The sequence below is a fragment of the Neorhizobium alkalisoli genome (assembly GCF_002968635.1).
GTDB classification, from domain to species: Bacteria; Pseudomonadota; Alphaproteobacteria; order Rhizobiales; family Rhizobiaceae; genus Neorhizobium; species Neorhizobium alkalisoli.
In genome coordinates this window covers 76417-99920 of the sequence record NZ_PVBN01000016.1, presented here as the reverse complement: position 1 = coordinate 99920, position 23504 = coordinate 76417, and the positions used below count along the sequence as shown (strand labels likewise).

At 59.1% G+C, this 23504-nt stretch carries 22 protein-coding genes and 1 tRNA gene; 8 read left to right on the top strand and 15 right to left on the bottom strand.

Features of this window, described 5'->3' with window-relative positions; translation table 11 throughout:
- Window positions 1-99: 99 nt before the first annotated feature.
- The 5 genes from C5L13_RS29410 (at window position 100) to bfr (ending at window position 6844) form a co-directional block, all read left to right on the top strand.
- Window positions 100-1038 (top strand): ImuA family protein, encoded by a 939-nt coding sequence (locus C5L13_RS29410; RefSeq protein ID WP_245571483.1) that lies wholly within the window; start codon window positions 100-102, stop codon window positions 1036-1038.
- On the top strand, window positions 950-2500 hold the full coding sequence (locus tag C5L13_RS26260; RefSeq protein WP_280952656.1) for a Y-family DNA polymerase: 1551 nt from the start codon (window positions 950-952) through the stop codon (window positions 2498-2500). Before C5L13_RS29410 ends, C5L13_RS26260 begins: the two co-directional genes overlap by 89 nt.
- Window positions 2497-5934: an error-prone DNA polymerase gene (locus tag C5L13_RS26255; protein WP_105386215.1), complete on the top strand. Its 3438-nt coding sequence runs from the start codon at window positions 2497-2499 to the stop codon at window positions 5932-5934. Before C5L13_RS26260 ends, C5L13_RS26255 begins: the two co-directional genes overlap by 4 nt.
- A 147-nt stretch (window positions 5935-6081) precedes the next feature.
- Window positions 6082-6393, top strand: coding sequence for a (2Fe-2S)-binding protein (locus C5L13_RS29405; RefSeq protein WP_105386214.1), 312 nt, complete (start codon window positions 6082-6084; stop codon window positions 6391-6393).
- The gene (bfr, locus tag C5L13_RS26245; protein ID WP_105372165.1) at window positions 6359-6844 is read left to right on the top strand and encodes a bacterioferritin; all 486 of its coding nucleotides are present in this window, start codon (window positions 6359-6361) and stop codon (window positions 6842-6844) included. The genes C5L13_RS29405 and bfr overlap by 35 nt, the downstream gene beginning before the upstream one ends.
- Window positions 6845-6962: 118 nt before the next feature.
- Here bfr and C5L13_RS26240 read toward each other — a convergent pair whose 3' ends face one another.
- From C5L13_RS26240 to obgE, 10 genes are all read right to left on the bottom strand, one after another.
- Window positions 6963-7499, bottom strand: a complete 537-nt coding sequence (locus C5L13_RS26240) for an RNA pyrophosphohydrolase (RefSeq protein WP_105386213.1) — start codon at window positions 7497-7499, stop codon at window positions 6963-6965.
- Window positions 7500-7515: 16 nt separating this feature from the next.
- Entirely contained in the window at window positions 7516-8706 is a 1191-nt protein-coding gene (locus tag C5L13_RS26235; protein WP_105386212.1) for a divergent polysaccharide deacetylase family protein, read from the bottom strand.
- An 85-nt stretch (window positions 8707-8791) separates the two neighbouring features.
- Window positions 8792-10123 (bottom strand): S41 family peptidase, encoded by a 1332-nt coding sequence (locus C5L13_RS26230; protein ID WP_105386211.1) that lies wholly within the window; start codon window positions 10121-10123, stop codon window positions 8792-8794.
- Complete coding sequence (locus C5L13_RS26225) at window positions 10113-11495, bottom strand: murein hydrolase activator EnvC family protein (RefSeq protein ID WP_105386247.1); 1383 nt, start codon at window positions 11493-11495, stop codon at window positions 10113-10115. Before C5L13_RS26225 ends, C5L13_RS26230 begins: the two co-directional genes overlap by 11 nt.
- A gap of 122 nt (window positions 11496-11617) precedes the next feature.
- Window positions 11618-12100, bottom strand: a complete 483-nt coding sequence (gene rlmH / locus C5L13_RS26220; RefSeq protein WP_105386210.1) for a 23S rRNA (pseudouridine(1915)-N(3))-methyltransferase RlmH — start codon at window positions 12098-12100, stop codon at window positions 11618-11620.
- 108 nt (window positions 12101-12208) lie between these two features.
- Window positions 12209-12682, bottom strand: coding sequence for a ribosome silencing factor (gene rsfS, locus C5L13_RS26215; protein WP_105386209.1), 474 nt, complete (start codon window positions 12680-12682; stop codon window positions 12209-12211).
- Between the two features lie 110 nt (window positions 12683-12792).
- Window positions 12793-13452: a nicotinate-nucleotide adenylyltransferase gene (locus tag C5L13_RS26210; RefSeq protein WP_105386208.1), complete on the bottom strand. Its 660-nt coding sequence runs from the start codon at window positions 13450-13452 to the stop codon at window positions 12793-12795.
- Entirely contained in the window at window positions 13427-14710 is a 1284-nt protein-coding gene (locus C5L13_RS26205; RefSeq protein ID WP_105386207.1) for a glutamate-5-semialdehyde dehydrogenase, read from the bottom strand. Before C5L13_RS26205 ends, C5L13_RS26210 begins: the two co-directional genes overlap by 26 nt.
- Window positions 14703-15881, bottom strand: a complete 1179-nt coding sequence (proB, locus tag C5L13_RS26200) for a glutamate 5-kinase (RefSeq protein ID WP_105386206.1) — start codon at window positions 15879-15881, stop codon at window positions 14703-14705. Before proB ends, C5L13_RS26205 begins: the two co-directional genes overlap by 8 nt.
- Window positions 15878-16939 carry a GTPase ObgE gene (obgE, locus tag C5L13_RS26195; protein WP_105386205.1) on the bottom strand — a complete coding sequence of 354 codons (1062 nt, stop codon included), beginning with the start codon at window positions 16937-16939 and terminating at the stop codon, window positions 15878-15880. The genes proB and obgE overlap by 4 nt, the downstream gene beginning before the upstream one ends.
- Before the next feature lie 98 nt (window positions 16940-17037).
- Between obgE and C5L13_RS26190 the strand changes: the two genes are divergently transcribed.
- Window positions 17038-17901, top strand: a complete 864-nt coding sequence (locus tag C5L13_RS26190; RefSeq protein ID WP_105386204.1) for an endonuclease/exonuclease/phosphatase family protein — start codon at window positions 17038-17040, stop codon at window positions 17899-17901.
- 41 nt (window positions 17902-17942) lie between these two features.
- On the opposite strand, the gene C5L13_RS26185 is transcribed toward C5L13_RS26190, so the two are convergent.
- From C5L13_RS26185 to rplU, 4 genes are all read right to left on the bottom strand, one after another.
- On the bottom strand, window positions 17943-18530 hold the full coding sequence (locus C5L13_RS26185) for a GNAT family N-acetyltransferase (RefSeq protein WP_105386203.1): 588 nt from the start codon (window positions 18528-18530) through the stop codon (window positions 17943-17945).
- Complete coding sequence (locus C5L13_RS26180) at window positions 18527-19162, bottom strand: GNAT family N-acetyltransferase (protein WP_105386202.1); 636 nt, start codon at window positions 19160-19162, stop codon at window positions 18527-18529. The genes C5L13_RS26185 and C5L13_RS26180 overlap by 4 nt, the downstream gene beginning before the upstream one ends.
- 130 nt (window positions 19163-19292) lie before the next feature.
- Window positions 19293-19562, bottom strand: a complete 270-nt coding sequence (gene rpmA, locus C5L13_RS26175; protein WP_105386201.1) for a 50S ribosomal protein L27 — start codon at window positions 19560-19562, stop codon at window positions 19293-19295.
- A 32-nt stretch (window positions 19563-19594) separates the two neighbouring features.
- Entirely contained in the window at window positions 19595-19906 is a 312-nt protein-coding gene (gene rplU, locus C5L13_RS26170) for a 50S ribosomal protein L21 (RefSeq protein WP_105386200.1), read from the bottom strand.
- A gap of 314 nt (window positions 19907-20220) precedes the next feature.
- Between rplU and C5L13_RS26165 the strand changes: the two genes are divergently transcribed.
- Window positions 20221-20310 (top strand) — tRNA-Ser (locus C5L13_RS26165).
- A 238-nt stretch (window positions 20311-20548) separates the two neighbouring features.
- Complete coding sequence (locus C5L13_RS26160) at window positions 20549-22081, top strand: hypothetical protein (RefSeq protein WP_245571482.1); 1533 nt, start codon at window positions 20549-20551, stop codon at window positions 22079-22081.
- A 32-nt stretch (window positions 22082-22113) separates the two neighbouring features.
- On the opposite strand, the gene C5L13_RS26155 is transcribed toward C5L13_RS26160, so the two are convergent.
- Window positions 22114-23307, bottom strand: a complete 1194-nt coding sequence (locus C5L13_RS26155; protein WP_105386199.1) for a glycosyltransferase family 87 protein — start codon at window positions 23305-23307, stop codon at window positions 22114-22116.
- Window positions 23308-23504: the final 197 nt, after the last annotated feature.

Genomic DNA, 23504 nt, shown 5'->3' with positions numbered 1-23504 from the left:
GAAGAGGAAAAGATTCCTGAGACTCTTCTGTTGACTCTTCTCTCGACCTCTGGAATCTCTAAGAACATAAAGTGAACATATGTGGATGGAGCTGACGCCATGGCCGAGAACGCCACGGCGCAGGAGAGACTTTTTGCCCTGCGCGCACAGATCGCCCGACTGGAGGGGAAATCCCTGCCAGCCCTTGCCGCGGCAGAACAGGCGCAGGCTGCCGAAAACCCGGAATGCGAAAAAGCCAAGATAAAACAGCTTCGTCTTCCCTTCGGCATAGATCCTCTGGATGTCGCCTTGGAGGGCGGTTTGCCGCTTGATGGAATTACGGAAGTCCGCACACGATTGATGGGAGATGCAGGCGCGGCAAGCGGGTTCACCTTCGCGCTCGTGTCTCATCTTAAGGGAAGGGAGGTCAGTGGAGGGCCTGTTCTGTGGATCGGTGACGCCGTCTCCAGGCAGGAGGCGGGCGCTCCTTATGCGCCGGGTCTCAGGCAGTTCGGATTGAAGCCTCACGAGGTTCTCTATGCATCGCCGCGAAAGCTGGATGAGGCGCTATGGCTTGCGGAAACGGCACTGGCAAGCAGGGCGCTTTCCGCCACTATTCTTGAAATCCGCGGCAATCTCAAGAATTTCGGCCTTACCGAAAGCCGGAGGCTGAACCTTCGGACAAAGGCGGCGGGGCGACCGCTTTTTCTTCTGCGGCATGCGGGTGAGGAAGAGGCGAGCAGCGCTTCCTTTCGCTTTCTTACCGAACCGGCGCCGGCCTCCGGGCGGCGTCTTCCGGATGGATCCGTGCTTGGCGGCAGCATCGGTCATCCCGTTTTCCGTCTCACTTTGGAGAAGAGCCGCAATCCGGCTCCGCTCTCCTTCCTTTTGGAGTGGAACCCTCATGACCGTCAATTTTCCCTCAATTCCAAAGCAGGAGAGATTTTCTCTTTCCGCACCCCGCCAGCGCATTCTGGCACTGGTCTTCCCGCATCTGCCGACCGACCGGATCGCACGCCGGCTCTGGGGCATATCATGGCGTTCGAAAGGGCGTCCTGAGCATCCGCCGATCCTCTGTGCCGGGCGGCGTGACAATGCCATGCGGCTCACGGCGCTCGACGAGGTTTCGGAACGCTTCGGCCTGAGGCGAGGGCAGGGGCTGGCGGAAGCGCGCGCCATGTTTCCGGCAATCGCTGTCGTGGACGAGGACGAAGCGGCGGATCAGGCGCTCATCGAAGCCATCGCCGACTGGTGCGACCGCTATACTCCCCTCGTGGCCTTGGACGGACCGGACGGGCTCTTCCTCGATATCACCGGCTGTGCCCATCTCTTTGGTGGGGAAGAGGTTCTCCTCAAGGATATTCTGGGTCGGCTTTTCCAGATGGGTTTCGACGTCAAGGGCGCGATTTCCTCGTCGCCCGGTGTCTCCTGGGCCGTCTGCCGCTTCGGCCACGGCGGTGTGATCTCCCACGATGACATCGAAAAGGTGCTGGCGCCACTCCCGGTCAATGCCTTGCGTCTCGACGCGGCTGCCGTCTCGTCGCTCCACAAGCTGGGGCTGAAGCGAATTGGGAATCTTCTATCCATGCCGCGCGCTCCGCTTGCGCGCCGTTTCGGAACGGGCCTGCTCCAGCGGCTGGACCAGGTGCTGGGGCTGAATGAAGAAGCCATTTCCCCCCGTCGGCCGGTTGCCGCCTTGTCTGTCGAGCGAAAGCTTGCCGATCCGATCCAGGCAGAAGAGCATATCCTGCAACTGACAGGGCAGGTCGCGGCTTCACTGAAGCCGGGACTGGAAGCCCGTGGCGTCGGCGGCCGTGTCTTCGAGCTGGTGCTATTCCGGGTCGATGGCCGTGTCTTCCGTGTCCTCGTCAGGGCTTCCCAGCCGTTGCGCGATCCGAAACGGATTTCCTCGCTGTTTTCCGAGCGATTGACGGCCGTACACGACGATCTCGATGCGGGTTTCGGTTTCGAACTTCTACGTCTCAATGTGATCGAGCATGAGCTTTTCAAAGCCTCTCAGGGCGATTTCACCGGTGACGGTCACGGGGACGCCTCGTTTGCTGACTTCGTGGATAAGGTTTCGGCCCGATTTGGCCCAAACTGTCTGCAGATCGCGGAGCTGCGACAAAGCCATCTGCCGGAACGGGCAGAGGATTTTATGCCTGCGATGGCGGCGAGGGTCGTGGGTGAAAATGTCGAGGAGGCTTTTGCCTTCGTACCGAAGGTCGATCGGCCTCTGCGGCTCTTCCGATATCCGGAGCCTATCGAGGCCTTTGCTGCCACGGTTCCTGACGGCCCTCCACAGCGCTTCCGCTGGCGGCGGATCGTTCATCGGGTCGTGCGGGCCGAGGGACCAGAACGGATTTCGCCGGAATGGTGGCTCGACGGGAAGGACGCCGAGGAACGTGATTATTTTCGCCTGGAAAGCGAGGCGGGCCGCCGTTTCTGGATTTTCCGCGAAGGTCGCTACAAAGCGGGAGATGCGGCTCCCGTCTGGCGCGTCCACGGGATTTTAGCATGAAGGATATTCCGGCTTTTTTCGAGATCGGTGCGAAGACCAACTTTTCCTTCCTGGATGGCGCGGCAAGGCCGGAGGAGATGGTGCTGACGGCAAGTCTGCTTGGGCTTTCCGGCCTCGGCATCACCGACCGGAATTCCGTCGCTGGCGTGGTTCGGGCGCATAACCAAGTCAAAGAAATGCACGAGACTTACAACCGCCAGCAGGAACAGGGCAGAAAGGAAGGCGAGGAGGAGGCTATCAGGCCTTGCATGTTTTATCCCGGCGCGCGGCTCGTTTTTTCTGACGACACCCCGGATGTGCTCGCTTATCCGCGCAACCGGAAGGGCTGGGCCAATCTTTGCCGCCTTCTCAGCCGGGGAAATCTCAGGACCGAAAAGGGCTCTTGTATCCTGGAAGAATGGGATTTTCTGGAATGGTGCGACGAGATGATGCTCGCCGTCGTTCCGGATTTTTCCTCCGCAGAAGACCCCGAATATCTTGCCGATTTCGGTGGTCGTCTGAAGAGCTACCGCGAACGATTTCGCAAGGACATCTATCTCGCCCTGTCACCGACCTATGATGGCCGCGACGGACTTGTTTTTGCGACCTTTGCACAAATCGCCGCCCGCAATCGCCTGCCCTTGATCGCAACCAACCTGCCGCTTTTCCATCTGCCTTATCGCCGGTCGCTATCGGATGTGGTGACCGCCATCCGCGAGCATGTGACAATTCAGCAGGCGGGTTTTCGTCTGGCTCCAAACGGAAAGCGGCATATCAAGCATGCGGCTGAAATGGCGCGGCTCTTCCATGCCTATCCGGATGCAATTGCCAATACGGAACGGTTTTTCAGCCGGCTGAAGTTTTCTCTGGATGAGCTCAGTCATAACTACCCGGATGAGAGCATTCCAGGCGAAACGGTATCTGAAACCTTGGAACGGCTTACCTGGGAAGGAGCCCAGCGCCGCTATCCTGACGGCATTGAGGAGAAGGTTTCGAGCCAGATCAGGTACGAGCTCGATCTTATCAAGGAGATGGCATACGAACCTTACTTCCTGACGGTGCGCCACATTGTGTGGCATGCCCGGCATGTGTTGAAAATTCTCTGCCAAGGGCGTGGTTCGGCCGCCAATTCTACCGTCTGTTTTTGTCTTGGCATTACCGAAGTCGATCCAACATTCACGACGCTGCTGTTCGCGAGGTTCATCTCGACCGAGCGTAACGAGCCGCCGGATATTGATGTCGATTTCGAACATGCACGCCGCGAAGAAGTCATCCAGTATATCTACGAGCACTACGGTTATCGCCATGCGGGATTGACCGCGGCAGTCACCAGCTATCGGACCCGGATGGCTGGCCGCGAGGTGGCCAAGGCCTTCGGGCTTTCGGAGGACGTGCAGTCGGCACTTTCGAGCACGGTCTGGGGCTGGTCCGAGGAGGGGCTTTCGGATCGGGAAGCAAAGGTCGCCGGCCTTGATGTGTCGGATCCTACCACCAGGAAGGTCATGGCCCATGCAAAGGAACTTATGGGTTTCCCGCGTCATCTCACCCAGCATGTAGGCGGCTTCCTGATCACGCGCGACCGGCTCGATGAGGTCGTGCCGATCATGAAGACCGCCATGCCGGGGCGTTATATGATCGAGTGGGACAAGGACGATCTCGATACGCTTAAACTTCTGAAGATCGATGTACTTGCGCTCGGCATGCTGACCTGCCTCAAGAAGGCATTCGAGCTTATGGAGACGCATTATCAGCACGAAAAGACGTTGGCCGAGCTTCAGAAAGATGAGCAGGATGCTGTCTACGACATGATCTGCCGAGCCGATACGATCGGAGTCTTTCAGGTCGAAAGCCGGGCGCAGATGAGCATGCTGCCCCGACTTCGGCCGAGAATATTCTATGATCTCGTCGTCGAAGTGGCGATCGTCCGCCCCGGTCCGATCCAGGGAAACATGGTTCATCCGTATCTGAAGCGGCGGGAAGCCGTAAGGAACAAGCAGCCTATCGAATATCCCAGCCCTGAATTGGAAAAGGTATTGGAAAGAACGCTTGGCGTCCCGCTCTTTCAGGAACAGGCGATGCAAATCGCCATCACTGGCGCCGGCTTCTCTCCTGAAAAGGCCGACAAGCTGCGCCGGTCGATGGCGACGTTCAAGCGATCGGGACGAGTGGAGGAGTTCAAGCGCGATTTCATCGATGGAATGCGGAATAATAAGTATTCTCAGGAATTTGCGGAAAGCTGCTTCAGCCAGATCGAGGGCTTTGCGGAATACGGTTTCCCCGAGAGCCACGCGGCGTCATTCGCTTTGCTCGTCTATGCGTCTTCCTGGATCAAGGCCTATTATCCGGACGTCTTTTGCGCGGCGCTTTTGAATTCGCAACCGATGGGTTTTTATGCGCCGGCGCAGCTCATCCGGGATGCCCGGGAGCACGGGGTGCAAATTCTTCCGGTCGATGTCAATCACTCGGATTGGGACTGTACCCTGGAGGAGAGAGGTTTTGACAAAAATGCCGTCGATGGCCGCCATGCCTCCATGAGAGATGTGATCCGGACGAAATATGCCGTTCGGCTGGGATTCAGGCAGGTCAAAGGTCTTGCTGAAAAGGACCTGAGAAAACATCTGCTTGCCAACCGGGGCAGGGGATACGCATCAGTTCACGACCTGTGGCTGCGGTCCGGTCTCGACAAATCGGACATCGAACGACTTGCGGATGCCGATGCTTTCGCCTCCTTGGGGCTTGCCCGCCGGGAGGCCCTCTGGGTCGTGCGAGGGCTCGATATGAAAAAAGGAGCTGAAGATCTGCCTCTGTTCGATGTCGCGGACGGCGTAGACCTTCGGCCGGAAACGAAGGTGCCACTTCCCGCAATGCTGCCAGGCGAAGAGGTGATCGAGGATTATCGATACCTCTCCTTATCGCTCAAGGCCCATCCGGTCTCGTTCCTTCGCGACGAATTCAAGTCCATGGGGATCACCCGCAGCGTTGATCTCTTGAACGTCCCGAATGGCCGGAGGGTCACGATCGGTGGGCTTGTGCTGGTGCGGCAGCGGCCAGGATCTGCCAGAGGTGTGATCTTCATGACACTGGAGGATGAGACCGGAGTTGCCAATGCCATCGTCTGGCCAAAGATGTTCGAGCGCTACCGGCCGGTTGTCATGGGGGCGCGGCTTGTGAAGATTCAAGGAAGGCTCCAAAGCCAGAGCGGCGTCATCCATACGGTGGTCGAGCATATCGAGGACCTTACGCCCATGCTCGGCCTGCTCCAGAAGGAGACGCGACATTTTGGCGTATCCGCACGGGCTGATGAAACGCTGCAATCCAGCGGCGATCACCGGCAGAAGCGGCGCTCCAACGGAATGGACGACCGTTTTTCCAAAACAGCAACAGGGAGCGGTGATCTTCCGTCCTGCATGCCGGAGCCGGGGCGTGTGATGCCGAAGGGCCGCAATTTTCATTGATATGACCGGCATCAATTCTCTGGCGTATTCTGCCGATATATCGCCAGTTCCTCGAGAAGGGACGAACTTTAGATTCTTCTTGACATCCGGCGATCGCTTTCGCAAAAAGAGGATGTTAGTGCTCATGTTTCGCAGGTCGCCGCGAGAATGCTAGTTTGCAGTTGCAATTACATCACCGACAAGGAAATCCGCGACACTATCGTTGAGCTCCTTAATGAAGACTGCTGGCAGCTTATCGTTCCGGCCAAAGTTTATCATGCGATGAGCAAACGCGGCCGTTGTTGCGGCTGCTTTCCCAACGTCGTTGATCTTATCATCCGCACAACCGAGGAATATCACGCTCGCCGCGACTCGACGGAAGCCGAAGTCGTTGTATATATGTCCCGCTTGAAGCAATTCCACGAAGAAAACAGGAGAGCGGACATTGAAAGGCGACTTAAAGGTCATCGAGCGGCTTAACGAGGCACTGTTTCTCGAGCTCGGCGCTGTCAATCAATATTGGCTGCATTACCGCCTTCTAGAGGACTGGGGCTACACCAAGCTTGCCAAGAAGGAACGTGCGGAATCCATCGAAGAGATGCAACATGCGGACAAGCTGGTTGCGCGGATCATCTTCCTCGAAGGGCACCCCAATCTTCAGACTGTAGCACCATTGCGCATCGGCCAGAACGTCAAGGAAGTGCTCGAAGCCGACCTTGCCGGTGAATACGATGCCCGCACGGCTTACAAAGCGTCCCGCGACATCTGTCACGCGGCCGGTGACTACGTCTCCATGAAGCTTTTCGAGGAACTCCTGGCTGATGAGGAAGGTCATATCGACTTCCTCGAAACGCAGCTGGAACTCCTGTCGAAGATCGGCGAAGAACGTTACGGTCTTCTCAATGCGGATTCTGCAGATTCTGCCGAATAAGTATTGGCGCCATCAGATAGCGAAGCCCGGCGAGCACTGCTCCGCCGGGCATTTCTTTGACCGGTAGGCGAGTTTTGTTCCGCCAGAATTGGGAAAAGCCCCTGACCGGCGATCATCCTTAGGCCGCGGTTCTGGCAAGATGAGCAAATTCAGCCACGACCTGCACATAGACATCGCGCTTGAAGGGCACGATCAATCCCGGAAGGTCGGCCATCGGCTTCCATTCCCACGCGTCAAATTCCGGCGCATGGTCTCCTGGCGGCGGATTGATGGCAATTTCACTTTCGTCTCCTTCGAAGCGAAAGGCGAACCAGCGCTGCGTCTGGCCGCGGTATTTGCCTTTCAGGCCGATGCCGATGAGATGCGGCGGCAGGTCGTAATTGATCCAGTCGCTGGATTGCGCCAGCAAAGTGACCGAGCGAATGCCTGTCTCCTCGTAAAGCTCGCGATAGGCAGCGGGGAGCGGATCCTCGCCCTTGTCGATCCCGCCCTGCGGCATCTGCCACAGCTGCGGCGACCCGTCGAATTCGCTATTGCCTTCGCTGATCCGACGGCCCGCCCAAACCAGGCCATCGCGGTTCAGAACCATGATCCCGACGCAGGGCCGGTAAGGAAGGTCTTCGGCGTGGACCGTGCGTTTGTCCTTGCTGCTCATATGCAGACTAGCTCCATCAGGGTGCAACGCTCTCGCTGGCCAGCGTCGAGACGCCGACGATTTCAATACCGCGCCGCGAAGCCTCTTCACTCCATTTCCTTATGGCGTCAATACTTTCATCGAAAGCCGATGCGATACCAACCGCTCTACCGTTGCGTGCCGCGATCCGCTCCAGTTCGTCCAGCTTCTTGAGGATCGCGTCGGCCTGCAACTGCCCATCGAGAGTGAGGTCGCCAAAGGCATGCGGCAAATCGATCGCCTTGGCGATGACTGCAGTCTTCGACTGACCGGATGTGCCATCGTCGAGGAACAGCAGGCCGCGTTTTGAAACGTCGCGCAGAATGGGTTCCAAGGCGTCGGCGTCTGCGAGATAGCGGCCTCCCAGATAATTCATGATGCCCGTATAGTTGGTAATCTTGCCCATCGCCTCGTGCAACCGCTCAAGGTTTTGCTTGGCGGATGTTTTGGTCAGCAAGGTACCGGGGCCGGGGTCGTTTGCCGGGTAGTCAAACGGTTCGAAAGGTACCTGAATCAGGATTTCGTGGCCGCTTCGGCGGGCCTCCTGCATCCAGCGCTGCAAGCTGTTGCCGCTGGCAGCGAATGCGAAGGTTACACCCGCCGGCAATTGCTGGATTGCCCGTTGCGTACCGGTCTGGCTGAGACCAAGCCCGCCGACAACGATCGTGATCCGCGTTCCCCGTGCGCCCGACCAAGGCCGTGCATACTGATCCATGGGCCGCAAGCCATCCGGGCCAACGATCGGCAACCGGCCATGCGGCGTTTCTTCAAGCAGCATCTCATTCGGCTGGGCGGCAACACGCGGATCCTGGCCGATGCGCTGTGCATCCAGCAACACAGGCCCGCCGCCGTCCCGCGGGCGGGGCGTGTATTTCGTGACGACCGATCCGTCTTCAGTCAGTGTTCGTTCAATATTGGCACCGGAATTCGGATTCGAGCGCGGCATGGAAGGACTGGGGGCTGCAGTCTCTTCGGCATTCGTCGAAGGTGATGGAACCGAATGCTGCTTCGGAGACGTGGTCGTTGCGACCCGCTTCAGCGCCTCATCGCCGCCCATGCCATAGATCGAGAGGCCGAGGACACACAGCACTGCTAGAAAACCGAAAACGGTGATTGCGGAAAATCGCCTGGCCCGTCGCTTTGCGGCCGGCCGGTTCTGTCCGAGCGGAGCGTGAAGATCGGTGCCCAATTTCAGTCCCGCATCATAGCACTAGATAAGCGAAACCGGCCAGCATTGCGTAGCTTCGACGCAGCACTGGCCGGTTCCGATATTGTCACTTCTTCACGTTTGCGGCCGCCTTTTCCGGGCTTGCCGGGAAAGACGGATCCGTCTTCGTCCCATGAAGCAGGTCCATGGCGTAGTTCAGCTGGATATCGTCCTTGGCTTCCGGCGGCACGTAAGCGACCGAGCCGGAGCCTTCCTCGGTTTCGGCCGCACCCTGGATATGCCCACGCAGGCTCGATTCGCCTTCCGCACGGACCTTGCCCTGAAGCTCCGCAGGCAGCGGCTGCTCGACCTTGATATCCGGGGCGATACCGGTACCCTGAATCGACTTGCCGGACGGCGTGTAATACAGAGCCGTCGTCAGGCGCAACGCGCCTGCGTCGCCAAGGGGTATAATGGTCTGCACCGAACCCTTGCCGAAGGAGCGGGTGCCGAGCACGGTCGCACGCTTCAGATCCTGTAGGGCACCGGCGACGATTTCGGAGGCTGAGGCCGAGCCGCCGTTGACCAGAACGATCACCGGCTTTCCATCCGTCAGGTCCCCTGGGCCGGCATTGAAGCGGCGGGTCTCATCGGCGTTGCGGCCCCGGGTCGATACGACTTCACCACGCTCCAGGAACGCATCCGATACGTTGATCGCCTGGTCGAGAAGGCCGCCTGGATTGAGGCGCAAGTCGAGGACATAGCCTTTAAGCTTGTCTGCCGGTACATCCGCCTTGATCTTCTTGATCGCCTTTTCGAGGTCGTCATAGGTCTTCTCGGTGAACGAGATGACCCGGAGATATCCCACGTCACCACCTTCGACGCGAGACTTGACGGCGCGCACCGCGATGATGTCGCGGACGACGGTAATGTCGAGCGGCTTGTCGGCACCCTGTCGGATGACGGTGAGCTTGATCGGCGTATTGACCGCACCGCGCATCTTCTCGACGGCTTCCTCAAGCTTCAGACCGCGCACCGGCTGACCATCGATCTCGGAAATGAAATCGCCCGACAGGATGCCGGCACGCGAAGCCGGAGTATCGTCGATCGGGGCAATAACCTTGACGAGCTCGTTCTCCATGGTGACTTCGATGCCCAGGCCGCCGAACTCGCCGCGGGTCTGCGTGCGCATATCCTCGGCATCCCTGGCGTTCATGAAGCTCGAATGGGGATCAAGCGAGGTCAGCATGCCGTTGATGGCGTTTTCGACCAGTTTTTCTTCGTCCGGCGGCGTAACGTACTGGGCACGAACGCGCTCAAAAACATCGCCGAAAATCGACAATTCCCGGTAGGTCGAAGGGCCGGCAGCTTGCGCCGGCACACCGGCCGAATAAATCACGCTCATCGCGGTCGCACCCATGAGTGCACCGATGATGACAAGAGAAGCCCTACGAATCATTTCGTGCCCTTCCAGTTTCTTTCGCGGTCCACCACGGTCTGGAATCGACCGGGGTGCCGTCCTTTCGGAATTCAATGTAAAGCGTTGGACGATCTGTTTCCAGCGCCAATGCCGTTGCGCTTGCCACTCTTTTCTCACCCATCACTGCAATGGGCTCGCCTGCAAAAACGAACTTCCCTTGTCGCGCATTCACTTCCTCCATGCCGGTCAGAACCAGATGATACCCATCTCCGGCATTAAGGATGATCATTTGTCCGTAGCTTCGGAAGGTGCCGGCGAAAACGACGAGGCCGTCAGCTGGCGCCGTTACCACCGCGCCGGGATTCGAAGCGACAGTCATGCCTCGTGCCGTATGCCCCGTCCCGTCAGCGTCGCCGAACAAACGCAAAACATCGCCGGCCACCGGAAGCTCCAGCCTCTGCCTGAGGCTCGAAAACGCGTATGCGGGCGCAATGCGGTTTTTGTCGGGCACGCCGCTTTCGGCCAGCTGTTTTGCTCTTTCCCGCTCGGCCTCGGACAGCATGCGCCGCCGCTCTTCTTCTGCCCGAGCCCTGTCGATCGCCTCACGCACCGAAGCGATCTCGCCCTCGAGCGATTGAATGAGGCCGTCGAGCGAATTGGTGCGGCCTGCCAGTTCTTCCGAGCGGCGTCGCTCGGCATCGAGATCGGCTGCATTGCGCTTGTTCAGTTTTTCATTTTCCGCCAACAGAAGATCCATCCGCCGTTCCTCCTCGAGGCTTTCGGCAATGGTGTTCGAGACATTGGTCTTCTCCGAAACGGTCGACGCTTGCAGAGAAGCAAGCGACTGGAGGTCGGCAACCAGTTTGTCCGCCTCATGGCGCATGCCCGGTACAACGGCGCCAAGCAGGATGGCGCTTCGTACCGACGCCAGCGCGTCATCCGGCGTCACCAGAAGTGCCGGGGGCGGGTTTCGGCCCATCCGTTGAAGCGCAGCCAGAACCTCCGCCAGTACGGCACGGCGGCCGCGCAGCGAGGCACGGATACCATCTTCCCTGACCTTGAGTTGGGCAATTTTCTTTTCGCTGTCCAGAATCCCGGTTTCCAGGCTCTTGCGCCGTGAAGCGGAACCTATAAGCGCCTGACGGATATCGGCGCTGTTCTTTCTGGTTTCTGCGATGGTTTTTTCGATCGCTGCGGCCCGTTCGGCCGACAATTTCATGTTCTTGGCGAGAACCTCGAGTTCGCCGCGCGTTTCGTTTCGGCGGCGCTGAAGATCGGCCGTGGGGTCAACTGCAGCAGGCGACGCTTCCGAAGGCGGCGAAGGCATTTCAAGATCCTGCGCATGCACCGGTACGGAAAGAGAGTGCGGAAAAGCCAGGGGGACACCGAGGGCGGCCGCAAAAAGCAGCATGTGCCGGTTCGATATCATACTTCCCTTCCTCATCCTCGCTCCGAAAGTCCGATCGAGAAAGCGTAAGCTGATTTGCCGGACAGGACCATAAACAACATCGTGTTCGAAGGTAAATGAAGCGTTCACACGCGGTGATAGGGATGGCCGGAGAGGATCGTGACGGCGCGATAGAGCTGTTCGGCGATCAGGATCCGCACGAGCTGGTGCGGCCATGTCATCGAGCCGAGATTGAGCACCATATCCGCGCGTCGGCGCAGATCGGCATCAAGTCCGTCGGCGCCGCCGATCGCGATCATCAGGTCGCGCTTGCCGTTGTCACGATAGCGGCCGATAACTTCGGCAAAGGCCTCGCTGTCGAGCGCCTTGCCCCGTTCGTCCAAAAGAACGAGCACAGCACCTTCGGGAAGTGCCTTTTCCAGCAGGCTCGCTTCCTCGCGCTTGCGGGTCTCGGCATTTGCCGCGCGGCTTTCCTGGACCTCGACCAGTTTGGACAATTCCAATCCTACCGCCGGGCCAGCCTTGGCCAAGCGGTCGAGATAACGGGACGCGAGGTCCTTTTCCGGTCCGGCTTTCAACCGTCCCACGGCAAAAAGGCTTATCCGCATGTCCTGATCCGTTGGTTTTGACGGTCGAAACCACTTCAGGCGACGAGCATGTGCCCGGCCTTGAATTTCAACCTCGGCCTTGACGGGTTCAGGTCATACCTGGTGCCGTCAGTGCAGCAGTGTGCCTTCCTCGATATCCGGAGCAGCCCACATCTTTTCGATGTTGTAGAACTCTCGGATTTCCGGGCGGAACACATGGATGATGATGTCACCAGTGTCAATCAGCACCCAGTCGCCGGTCTCCAGACCTTCGACACGAGCCGTTCCCAGGCCCTCGTCCTTCAAGTCGGAAATCAGGTGATCGGAAATTGCCGTGACATGGCGAGTCGATCGTCCGGAGACGACTACCATGTAGTCTCCAAGCGCTGACTTTCCAGCAATGTTGATGGTGACGATATCTTCAGCTTTGGAGTCCTCGAGACTTGCGAGGACCAGTTCGAGAGCGCGGGCGGCAGCATCGGCGCCACGTTCCAAGCTCTTCGGGAGGACGGAGGCCGTCTTTCCCTTGGCGTGTACTGTTGTCAGGGTCTGTCCTTTCTTCCGGTAACAGCAACATGCACTTTCAGCGAATCCGAGTCGCACTCGGCCGCGATATAAAAAGTGGCATCGAATGGTTAATCTTTCAAGGGAGATGCTGAAAAGGTGATCATAAGATGTAGAACCATCCCCAATGGCCGAGCACCTCGATCGCTTTAGCCAATTTTTTGGCTGATGGTGTCGCGGATCGCAGTAGAACTCAACGCCGAGCGGGGGCCATGGATGAAGGTCCAGGCAGGCGCTTTCCTTTTCCAGAGCGTGCCGGCATCATCTTCGTCGACACGGGCATAGTGGAAAGTGCGGGCCATCTTGGACGACAGGAACGACAAAGTGGCACCGGGCCGGTCGACGACGGCGATCGGGAACATACCGGCAATCTCCTGCCATTTCTGCCAGCGATGGAAGGTCTTCAAGCTGTCGGCACCCATGATCCAGACGAAATGTACATGCGGTCTCCGCGCCTTCACGAAGGCCAGGGTATCCGCGGTATAGGCGCCGCCGAGGTTTTTTTCGAAGGCGGTCACCTTTATGCGAGGATCATGGATCAGCCTCTCACTCATGGCGAGCCGGTCCGGCAGCGAAGCGAGCTGAGCCCGGCTCTTCAAGGGATTGCCGGGGGTCACCATCCACCAAAGCTGATCCAGGCCGAGACGCCGGAGGGCGATCTCCGCGACCAGCAGATGGCCCTCATGCGGTGGATTGAACGAGCCGCCGAACAGCCCCACCGCCATGCCTCGCTCGACATGCGGCAGGGCAAGATAGCGGGAGCCGACAGTCGGTTCGGTCACGTCAGGGCCGAATCTGGCCGGTGCCATGCACCCGGTATTTGAAAGAGGTCAGCTGCTCGACGCCTACAGGGCCGCGGGCATGCATCTTGCCGGTCGAAATGCCGATTTCTCCACCCATCCCGAACTCGCCGCCATCGGCAAACTGGGTCGAGGCATTGTGGATCAGGATCGCCGAATCGATCTCGTTGAAGAAACGTCCGACGACTTCCGCATCCTCAGCGATCACGGCTTCCGTATGGCTGGACGAATAGGTGTTGATATGACGGATCGCACCGGAAATTCTATCGACGATGGCGACGGAAATTACCGAGTCGAGGTATTCCGTGCGCCAATCTTCTTCCATGGCGGGCTTCAAGCCCGGGAAAACCTTCAACACTGCGGCGGAGGCGCGGATTTCGCAGCCTGCCTCGATCAATGCTTGAAGAATCGGCATCAGATGCGTGCCGATGGCCGCACTGTCGATCAGCAAGGTTTCCGCCGCTCCGCAGACGCCGGTGCGACGCATCTTGGCGTTGACGACGATCTCCCTGGCCATTTCCACGTCTGCGGAGGCGTCCACATAGATATGGCAGAGTCCTTCCAGATGGGCGAAGACCGGCACACGCGCCTCGTTCTGCACCCGGGCGACAAGGCTTTTTCCTCCGCGGGGAACGATGACGTCGATTGCGCCATCCAGGCCCGAGAGCATGGCGCCAACGGCGGCACGATCGGTCGTAGGCACGATCTGAATCGTATGCTGTGGAAGGCCCGCGGCCTTCAAGCCGGCGACGAGGCACTCATGGATAGCCTGCGATGAGTGAAGAGAATCGGATCCGCCTCGCAGGATCACGGCATTGCCGGCCTTCAGGCAGAGCGCGCCGGCATCCGCCGTTACATTGGGCCGGCTCTCATAAATGACGCCGATGACCCCGAGCGGCGTCCGGACGCGCTCGATATGAAGGCCGTTCGGCCGATCCCAGGCAGCGATGACTTCGCCGACCGGATCCTTGAACTCCGCGATTTCCCGCAACGCGTCCGCCATGCCGGCAATAGCCTTTTCCGTCAGCGTCAGCCGGTCGATGAAGGATGGCAGAAGGCCTTTGCCCTCGACATTCTTCAGGTCGGCGGCATTGGCTGCCAGAATCTCGTCCTGGGCGGCGACGATCGCATCCGCCATGGCGTTCAGAGCCTTGTTCTTTATTTCGGTCGAAGCCGTCGCGAGTTCACGTGCGGCCGCCTTGGCGTTACGGCCGATCTCGTCCATGACAATGGCGACATCGTTCGCCGCAATGATCTTGTCAAGCATGGGCGGCATCCTCCTTGAGGTCTTCTTTTTTCGTCTTCCGCCGGCTGGAGGCGGTCATGACGAGATCATCGCGATGAACCATGGCGGCGCGGCCGGCATAACCAAGGATCGCTTCAATCTCTCCCGACTTCCGACCGATGATCTGGCGCGCCTCTTCGGCGTCGTAACTGGCCAGCCCGCGAGCTATCTCCCGCCCGTCGATTCCGACGATCGCGACCGTATCGCCACGATGGAAATTGCCTTCGATGCGGCGAACGCCGGCCGGCAACAGGCTTTTCCCAGTTCCCAGCGCATTTTCCGCGCCTTCATCGACGAAAAGTTCGCCGGCCGGCTGGAGTTGCCCCGCTATCCAGGTCTTGCGCGCGGCGACCGGTGTGCCGGAAGGTGCGAACCAGGAGGAGCGGGCACCGTCTTCGATGGCGCGCAATGGATGTTGCGTTTTTCCGGATGCGATGATCATGGCACAGCCGGCGCCGGTTGCTATCTTGCCCGCATCGATCTTCGTACGCATGCCGCCGCGTGAAAGCTCGGAAGCTGCGCCGCCCGCCATCGCCTCGATCTCGGGTGTGATCGCCGGGATGATCTCCAGAAATCTTGCATCCGGGTCGAGATGCGGCGGCGCCGTATAAAGCCCATCGATATCGGAAAGGAGTACCAGAAGATCCGCGCTGGTCATGGTGGCGACGCGAGCGGCAAGACGATCATTGTCGCCATAGCGGATTTCCGTCGTGGCGACCGTGTCGTTTTCGTTGATGATCGGCACCGCACCGATCTTCAGGAGCTGGTTGATCGTCGCGCGGGCATTCAAGTATCGGCGGCGCTCTTCGGTGTCGCCCAATGTCAGCAGGATCTGGCCGGCCACGATGCCGTCCCGAGAAAGGCTTTCCGACCAGGCGCGGGCAAGCGCGATCTGGCCGACTGCCGCCGCGGCCTGACTTTCCTCCAGCTTCAGCGCTCCCGCCGGCAGATCCAGCACCGTACGACCCATCGCAATCGCGCCGGAGGAAACCACCAGGACATCGATGCCCTTGCCTTTCAGAGCGGCGATATCGGCGCAGATTGCGTCGAGCCACTGCGCCCGGAGGCCGGTCTTCCGGTCCACCAGAAGAGCCGAGCCAATCTTGATGACGATGCGGCGGTGGCTGGCGAGAGGCCGGCGTGCTGCGGTCATTGGCTATCCTCTTCATCGAAGTCCTGGATGGGCACGGACCTGTCGGGAAGTGCCGTTTCGTCGCCCTCGCTCGCTTCGACGATCACGTCACGCAATGCGCGCAACACTTCGGTCATGCCCTTGCCGGTGACCGCGGAGATCAGGAACGGCGTCTGGCCGCATGCCTTTTCCAGTTCCTTCGCCTTCTTCTTCAGTTCCTTGTCGTCGAGCACGTCGATCTGCGAAAGAGCCACGATGACCGGCTTGTCGATCAGACCGCCGCCGTAGGCTTCGAGCTCGTGTTTCACCGTCTTATAAGACTTGCCGACCTTTTCTTCGACGGCGGAGACCAGATGCAGGAGTACCCGGGTGCGCTCGACATGGCCGAGGAACCGGTCGCCGATGCCGACACCCTCATGAGCGCCTTCGATCAAGCCCGGAATATCGGCGAGGACGAACTCCCGGCCATCGATGGTGGCGACGCCGAGATTGGGATGCAGCGTCGTAAATGGATAGTTGGCGATCTTCGGGCGCGCCCGGCTCACGGATGCGAGGAATGTCGACTTTCCGGCATTGGGGAGCCCGACCAGACCTGCGTCGGCAATCAGCTTCAGCCGCAGCCAGATGGTCTTTTCCACGCCTTCCAAGCCGGGATTGGCCCAGTTTGGCGCCTGGTTTGTGGAGGTCTTGAAATGGGTGTTGCCGAAACCGCCATTGCCGCCTTTCGCAAGCCGGAACTTCTGGCCCTCTTTCGTCAGGTCGATGATCAGCGTTTCGTTGTCTTCCTCGAAAATCTGCGTTCCGACCGGGACTTTCAGCGTCACGTCGCCGCCATTGGCGCCGGTGCGGTTGCGTCCCATGCCGTGCGTGCCGGTCTGGGCCTTGAAATGCTGCTGGAAACGGAAGTCGATCAGGGTGTTCAAGCCGTTGACGGCTTCAACCCAGACATCACCGCCGCGGCCGCCGTCTCCACCGTCCGGCCCGCCGAACTCGATGAACTTTTCCCGCCGAAACGAGACCGCGCCCCCGCCGCCGTCACCGGAGCGTATGTAGACTTTTGCCTCGTCGAGAAATTTCATCTTACTGCCGTCTATCTTGTGTTAGTCGGAGCCTCATTTCACAGTGGGCATCCGGTGGGTTTCGATATCGCCCGTTGGGGCGGAGGTCAAAGATTATCATGAAGTTGGTGAGCTATAACATCCAGTACGGGATCGGAATGGATGGCGAGTTCGATCTCGAACGCATCGCCAGGAGTATCGAAGGGGCCGACATCATCGCGCTTCAGGAGGTGACGCGAGGTTTTGCCAAAAACGGCCACGTCGACCTCGTCGCCCGGTTCTGCGAACTTCTTCCCGAATACTTCCATGTCTACGCCGCCCCCTGCGATGTCTTGCTCGATGTCTCCACCGAGAACGGTCGCCGCGTCGAGCGTCGTTTCCAGTTCGGCAACATGATCCTGTCGCGCTGGCCGATCCTTGCCACGCGCCATCTGCTCCTGCCGCGCAGCCGCACCATCGACAAGCTCAACCTGCAGCGTGGCGCTCTGGAGGCGGTTATCGCAGCACCGAGCGGGCCGCTGCGCGTCTACTCCGTTCATCTCGATCACGTTTCTCCCGATGAACGATTGTCCCAGATCCGCTTCCTCAAGGACCGTGTGCTCAACTTCGTCGCAGAAGGCGGGGCTTTGACCGGCGCCGCCGAGGAGGGCTTCCCGGATCCGCCACTGCCGGAACATTTCTTTCTGATGGGCGACTTCAACATGGAGCCGGAATCGCCCGAGTATATTGCCATGGCCGGCCGGCCGGATCGTTACTACGGTCGATCTCTGCGCGCCAATGAGCTCGTCGACGTGCTGGACCGCCTCGGGCTTCTGTCGCCGCAAAGCTTCACCTGGGCAAAGCCGCCGGGGGATGGACCGGTCAAGATGCATCTGGATCATTGCTTCGTGAATTTTGAATTGGCGTCGCGGGTGAAAAATGCCCGGATCGATCACAGCGCGCTCGGATCCGACCACTTTCCGCTCTGGGTCGAGGTCGATTGAGATCCGGCGGTCTTCTCCGCCGGATCTCTTGTCCTTCGACCTCACGGTCGGCCTGGGCGGCGGAAATCCTCCGCCGTCAGGATGGTCTCGATGTGAGGCACCATGCGGTTGCGTGACAGGCAGAAGATCTCATCCGCATCGGTGATCCTGAAGCCGAGCTTCTTCTGGACATGCAGCGATGCGAGATTGTCGGCGAACGCGCCGGAATGGATCGTCGCTCCAGGCATCCGCCGGAAAAAACGCTCCAGCACCGCCGCGGTGGCTTCGGTCATGTAGCCGCGGTCCCAGTAGAAGCGGTTCAGCCAGTATCCGAGATGCCACCCGCCACGCCGGAGCTCGATGGCAACGACGCCGATGTGAACATCATCACCGGTCGTGATCGCCAGCGTCCAATCCGGCAGAATGCCGGATGTCTGCGGCACCAGCCAGTCCAGCGCATCCTGTCCGTCATACGGCTGAGGTACGCGTGACAACATCCGGCTCACCTTGAAGTCGGATAGCGATTCCGCGATAGCCGTTGCGTCCGCCATCCGGTGCGGCCGCAGCAGCAGCCTTTCCGTCGCGATAACAGGACAAGGCCCCGGCAGTGTCGCCAGCGGGGCCGGCTTCTGAAGAACGGCGGCGTTCATCGCAATTCTCCCCAGCTTCTCAAGGACATCCAGGTCTTGCGGTCGAGCCGGAACCATTCGACTGCGACCATGCCGCCAAGCGCCATGCAATCGATCATGCCGGTACCCTGAAACTGGAAGCCGCATTTCTGGATGACCCGCTTGGAGGCGATGTTGGTTACCCGGCAGCGGGCATCGATGTAGTCGATGTGGTTGCGGGTCCGGAAGGCCATGTCGATCAGGACATGTGCGGCTTCCGTGGCATAGCCCTTGTTCCAATGGGGTTCACCCAGCCAATAGCCGATCTCCAGGGTTCGTTCGTCCTGGTGGGGCTCCAGCGCGCAGCAGCCGAGGAAGGCGCCGTTGTCACCTCGCGTAATGGCGTAGACGCATTTGCCGATCTCGCCGGCTTTCGTGCGTCGCACGAAATCGGCTGCGTCTTTTGCCGTATAGGGATGCGGCATACGCGACACCATGGTCGCGATATTCGCATTGTTGGCGAGATGGGCAAGTGCGTCGATGTCTTCTTCGTGGGGTGCGCGGAGAACCAGGCTCTGCGACAGTAAGACGGGGCAATCGCTTCTCGACCGGTCGGGTCTTAACCGTTCCTCTGGCGGCCGGGATTGGCTCGCCCTCAATAGTTCGCCTTGCATGTTCAGTCCTCCTGCTGGGGGTAAAAGAAAAAGGGAAGATGGTGGTGTCCCATCTTCCCTTTTTTCTTACTGAACCTTGGACGTTCAGCCGGGTCGATGTGACACCGGCTGCTTGAAACGCTTACCGGCTTTATTCTGCTGCTTCGGCTTTCGGCATTACGGACACGTATACTCGGCCATTGGCCTTCGTACGGTAATTCACGTTGCCTGCCGTAAGTGCAAAAATGGTGTGGTCCTTGCCGAGGCCGACGTTCTGACCCGGATGCCACTGCGTGCCGCGCTGGCGCACGATAATGTTGCCCGGAATGACAACTTCGCCGCCGAACTTCTTCACGCCAAGGCGCTTGGACTGAGAATCGCGACCGTTGCGCGACGAACCGCCAGCTTTTTTATGTGCCATTGGAGTTCTCCTTTAACCTTCGAAACCCGTTGTTAAGCCAAGATGTCCGTGATGCGGACAACCGTGTGATGCTGGCGATGGCCGCGAATCCGCTTGGAATTCTGGCGGCGACGCTTCTTGAAGGAGATGACCTTCTTGCCACGGTTATGCTCGACCACTTCGGCCTTGACCGTCGCACCCTGAACGAAGGGAGCGCCGAACTTGGCATCGGCGCCAACGCCGACGACCAGGATTTCGTTGAATTCCACGACTGCACCAGCTTCGGCGTCCAGCTTTTCGATGGTCACGACGTCGTTGGCTGCCACGCGGTACTGTTTACCGCCGGTCTTGATGACTGCGAACATTTTTTATCCTTTCATGTTCGTTCCGGCTCTGCCTAAAAAGGCGGCCGTCTTTTTATCAGTCGGGCTCTAGCAGGGATTCGAAAGAAGTGTCTTTTGAACGTGTCTGCCGGTTAAGTCTGCGCGAAAGGCCGATGCCCTTCACACAAACAAAGAGGCATGGAGACTTTTCCACGCCTAATCGCGTGCTCGGATACGCGACAGACAAAAAACTGTCAAGATAAAAGCTTGGCTTCTCTTGATATTGGCCCCTTGCCAGTCCCAACTTTCATCGCTATGAGAACGCCGCGCTGACCAACGCGTCATCATGCTCAAGCGGAGAGGTGGCTGAGTGGTCGAAAGCACCGCACTCGAAATGCGGCATACGGGCAACCGTATCGTGGGTTCGAATCCCACCCTCTCCGCCATTCCCTCCTTTGTCCGCAGGTGATTAGGCTGTAGCTTGCAGTCGTTCTGTGGCCGGTTCGAACTCCCGGTACCCGCTTCCCTCCTCAGCCTATGCAAAAGGTCTAGACGCATATCCGATTGGAGGTCCGGCGCCGCCTTTTGGGCTGCTTGCCGGCGATGCGCGTATGGCTTTCGATGCGACGGTCGTGGATGTCTCAAGCCGAGATGGCAGCAGCTTCGCGTTCAAGGAGGGTCCAGGTGAACCGCCGTACGTTGCTGCAATTGTTGTCGAGTGCCGCATTCACGCCTTTCCTCAGCGGTTCGAGCAACGGTCCGGCACTTGCGGCCGCCCCGTCCCCCGGCCGTCTGGCCCTGAATATAAGCGGTATGTCCTATTGGGCTGCGGAACAGGCCTTTTCCAATCTTGCCCACAACGCGGCCCGCTGGCGGGTACAGATCGAGGACGCACCCTTCACCTGGGACACGCCGCTGCCTCCCATGACGGAAGACGGCTACCCGACCCGGGTTCCAAAGGGGTCGGTGATGGACAGTTTCCTGATATTCACCGAGCATCGCAAAAACCTGCCTGTCGAGCTTTCCGTCCACTATGACGGGAAGGGCCGAATGACCTATGTCGGCGGCGGCGAACTCGAGGCTCGGTTTCCCGGACGGGACCATGTTCGGAATCTGCGGAAGCCGGACGCCTTTACCGGCCGCATATTGGAAACCGACCCTGCGGATCCGATTCGCAATATCAGGGTCTACGAGCGTGGCCCGATCCCGAAAAGCAGGTTCCGGGAGCCGTTTCTGCAAAGGCTCAAGGGCATGTCCGCCCTGCGCTTCATGGATTGGATGGGCACCAACAATTCGCAGGTGCGGAGCTGGAACGACAGGCCCAGGCCGGGGCAATTCGGCCGCTCCGACCTCGGTGTTCCGCTCGAATACATGATCGAGCTCAGCAACGAAGTGAAAGTCGATCCCTGGTTCAACATGCCGCATCTGGCGGATGACGATTATGTTCAGCGCTTCGCTGAACAGGTGCGCAAGGATCTCGATCCAAGTTTGAACGTGCATGTCGAATATTCCAATGAGGTCTGGAATATGATGTTCGATCAAGCGGACTATGCGGGAAAGCAAGGGCTTGCGCTCGGCTTTTCGACCGACGGCTACCAAGCCCAGCTTCGATATTATGCCCATCGCGCGACGCAGATCATCTCGAGATGGGAAGATGTGTTCGGTGCCGACAAGCACCGGATCATCGGCGTCTATTGCGCCCAGGCGGCAAACGACTGGACGAGCACGACCATCATGTCCTGGAATGGGGTGAGGGAACACGCGGATGTGTTGGCTATTGCCCCTTATTTCGGCGGCGGACTCGGAGCGCCGGAACGGGCGGAGGAAGTCTCCACCTGGCCGCTCAGCCGGATCTTCTTCGAGTTGGCAAAGGAAATCGAGACGGAAAACAAGAGATCCATCGAAACTCAGGCGGAAATCGCGCGAGAGCATGGAGTGAAACTATACGCCTATGAAGGAGGCCAGCACCTCGTCGGTTTCGGCGGCGCCGAGAATAACGAAAAGCTGACGAATCTGTTTATCGCCGCCAACAGGGATCCCCGTATGGGAGACCTCTACATTCGGCATATTCGGAACTGGTGGGCGGCCGGCGGCGACCTGTACGCGGTTTTTGCCTCGATGGGCGAACCCAGCAAATGGGGAAGCTGGGGACTGCTGGAGATCGAGGGCGCGAGCCATCCCAAATGGCAGGCCGTACAACGGCTCCTGAAGAGCTGACGTGGGATCGCCGCCCGTGGGCCAACCAAAGATCAGGCTGCGACGGAGGAATAGCGCTTGTCGAGAGATGTCGCCCGATTGATCTCCTTGCTCCAGACGATCACCGCCAGGCAAAGTGCTGCGAGGATCAATGTTCGCGAATGGACGATAAGCGGGATATCGATATCGCGAAGCAACCTCTGCGGTATGAAGAAGCCAAGCGCCAAAATGGCGTAGAAGCCCAATTTTACAAAGCTTGCGCTATTGAGGACCATCATCATCCCGTAACTCCACAACAGGATGACCGCGACATAATCATAGTCGTGCGCATAGAGAAACGTGAAAGAGAGCACGAGCAATGCGTGCAAGGTAACCGTCTGGTCGAGATGGCGCCGGTACCTGTGCAGAAGAGCCGTTCCCGCCAGGCACAACAGAATCAACCAGAGGCGGTCCGGCTCGAGCCCATGCGCCACCAGAAGGCTTTCCATGCCGACGACGAAGGGTGAGCCCGGCGCATTGATGGAAACGTGCGAATAGCCGCCAAGCGAGGTCAGCCAGCTTTCGAATGGCTTAAACGGGCCAAGGACCAGTGCGCCCGGCAGGATCATGAGGCCGGCGAGCGAGCCCCCCACCAGAACCACCCCGACATTCACCGACATGAGCAGCCAGATGACGTAGAGGACGGAAAGCTGCGGTTTCAGGGTGGCAAGAGCAAGAAAAATGCCCGCCGTCACCCATTGGCCCTTTTGCCGGAAATGCCAGGATAACAACAATGCAGCTATGACCGGCAATGTCATCTGGCCCTGATACAAGCTGGTCGCCGTATAGGGATTGCCGACGATCAGCGCCAGCGCCAAGGCTTGCGCAATGGTCATGCTTCTGAAGCTCTTGATGTTCAGAAACCATTGGTTGGCGCAGTAGCACATGACCGCAATGGCAGCCAGGCAGATCGCGATATGGAGTGCAAGGGCGATCGGCTGAGGAAGAAGGCTGAAGGCAGCAACGATCGAAAGCGAGTGGGGCGGATAGGAATAGGGCTGCGGAGTATTCATCAGCGCAAGCCAGGGATCGCCACCTTGGAGAAACAGGCCTCCCGCGCGATAGAAGACCATGAAGTCGTCGCCGATCGGCCCCGCCTTCATTACGCCCTGTATCCCGACCGCGTAGAGCATCATGAAAGCGAGCGCCAAAATCGTGGCCGATATCGCGCGGTTAGAAATCGAGGCAAAGCTTCCTATCGCAATCATCAGATGATGCCCGGGTCCAGAGTGTCAGTGCCGCTTTCGCGCTTTCATCATCTGATAACTGGCAGAACCCGGTCAGGCGAGTAAGTCAATGAGATGAGGCTAAGCCTTATGGTGAAGGCGTATCGGGTTCAAATCTGACCGCCTCGATCGTATTCCTCGGGTTGACGGACCTTTGCCGAAGTATCCACAAGGTGAGT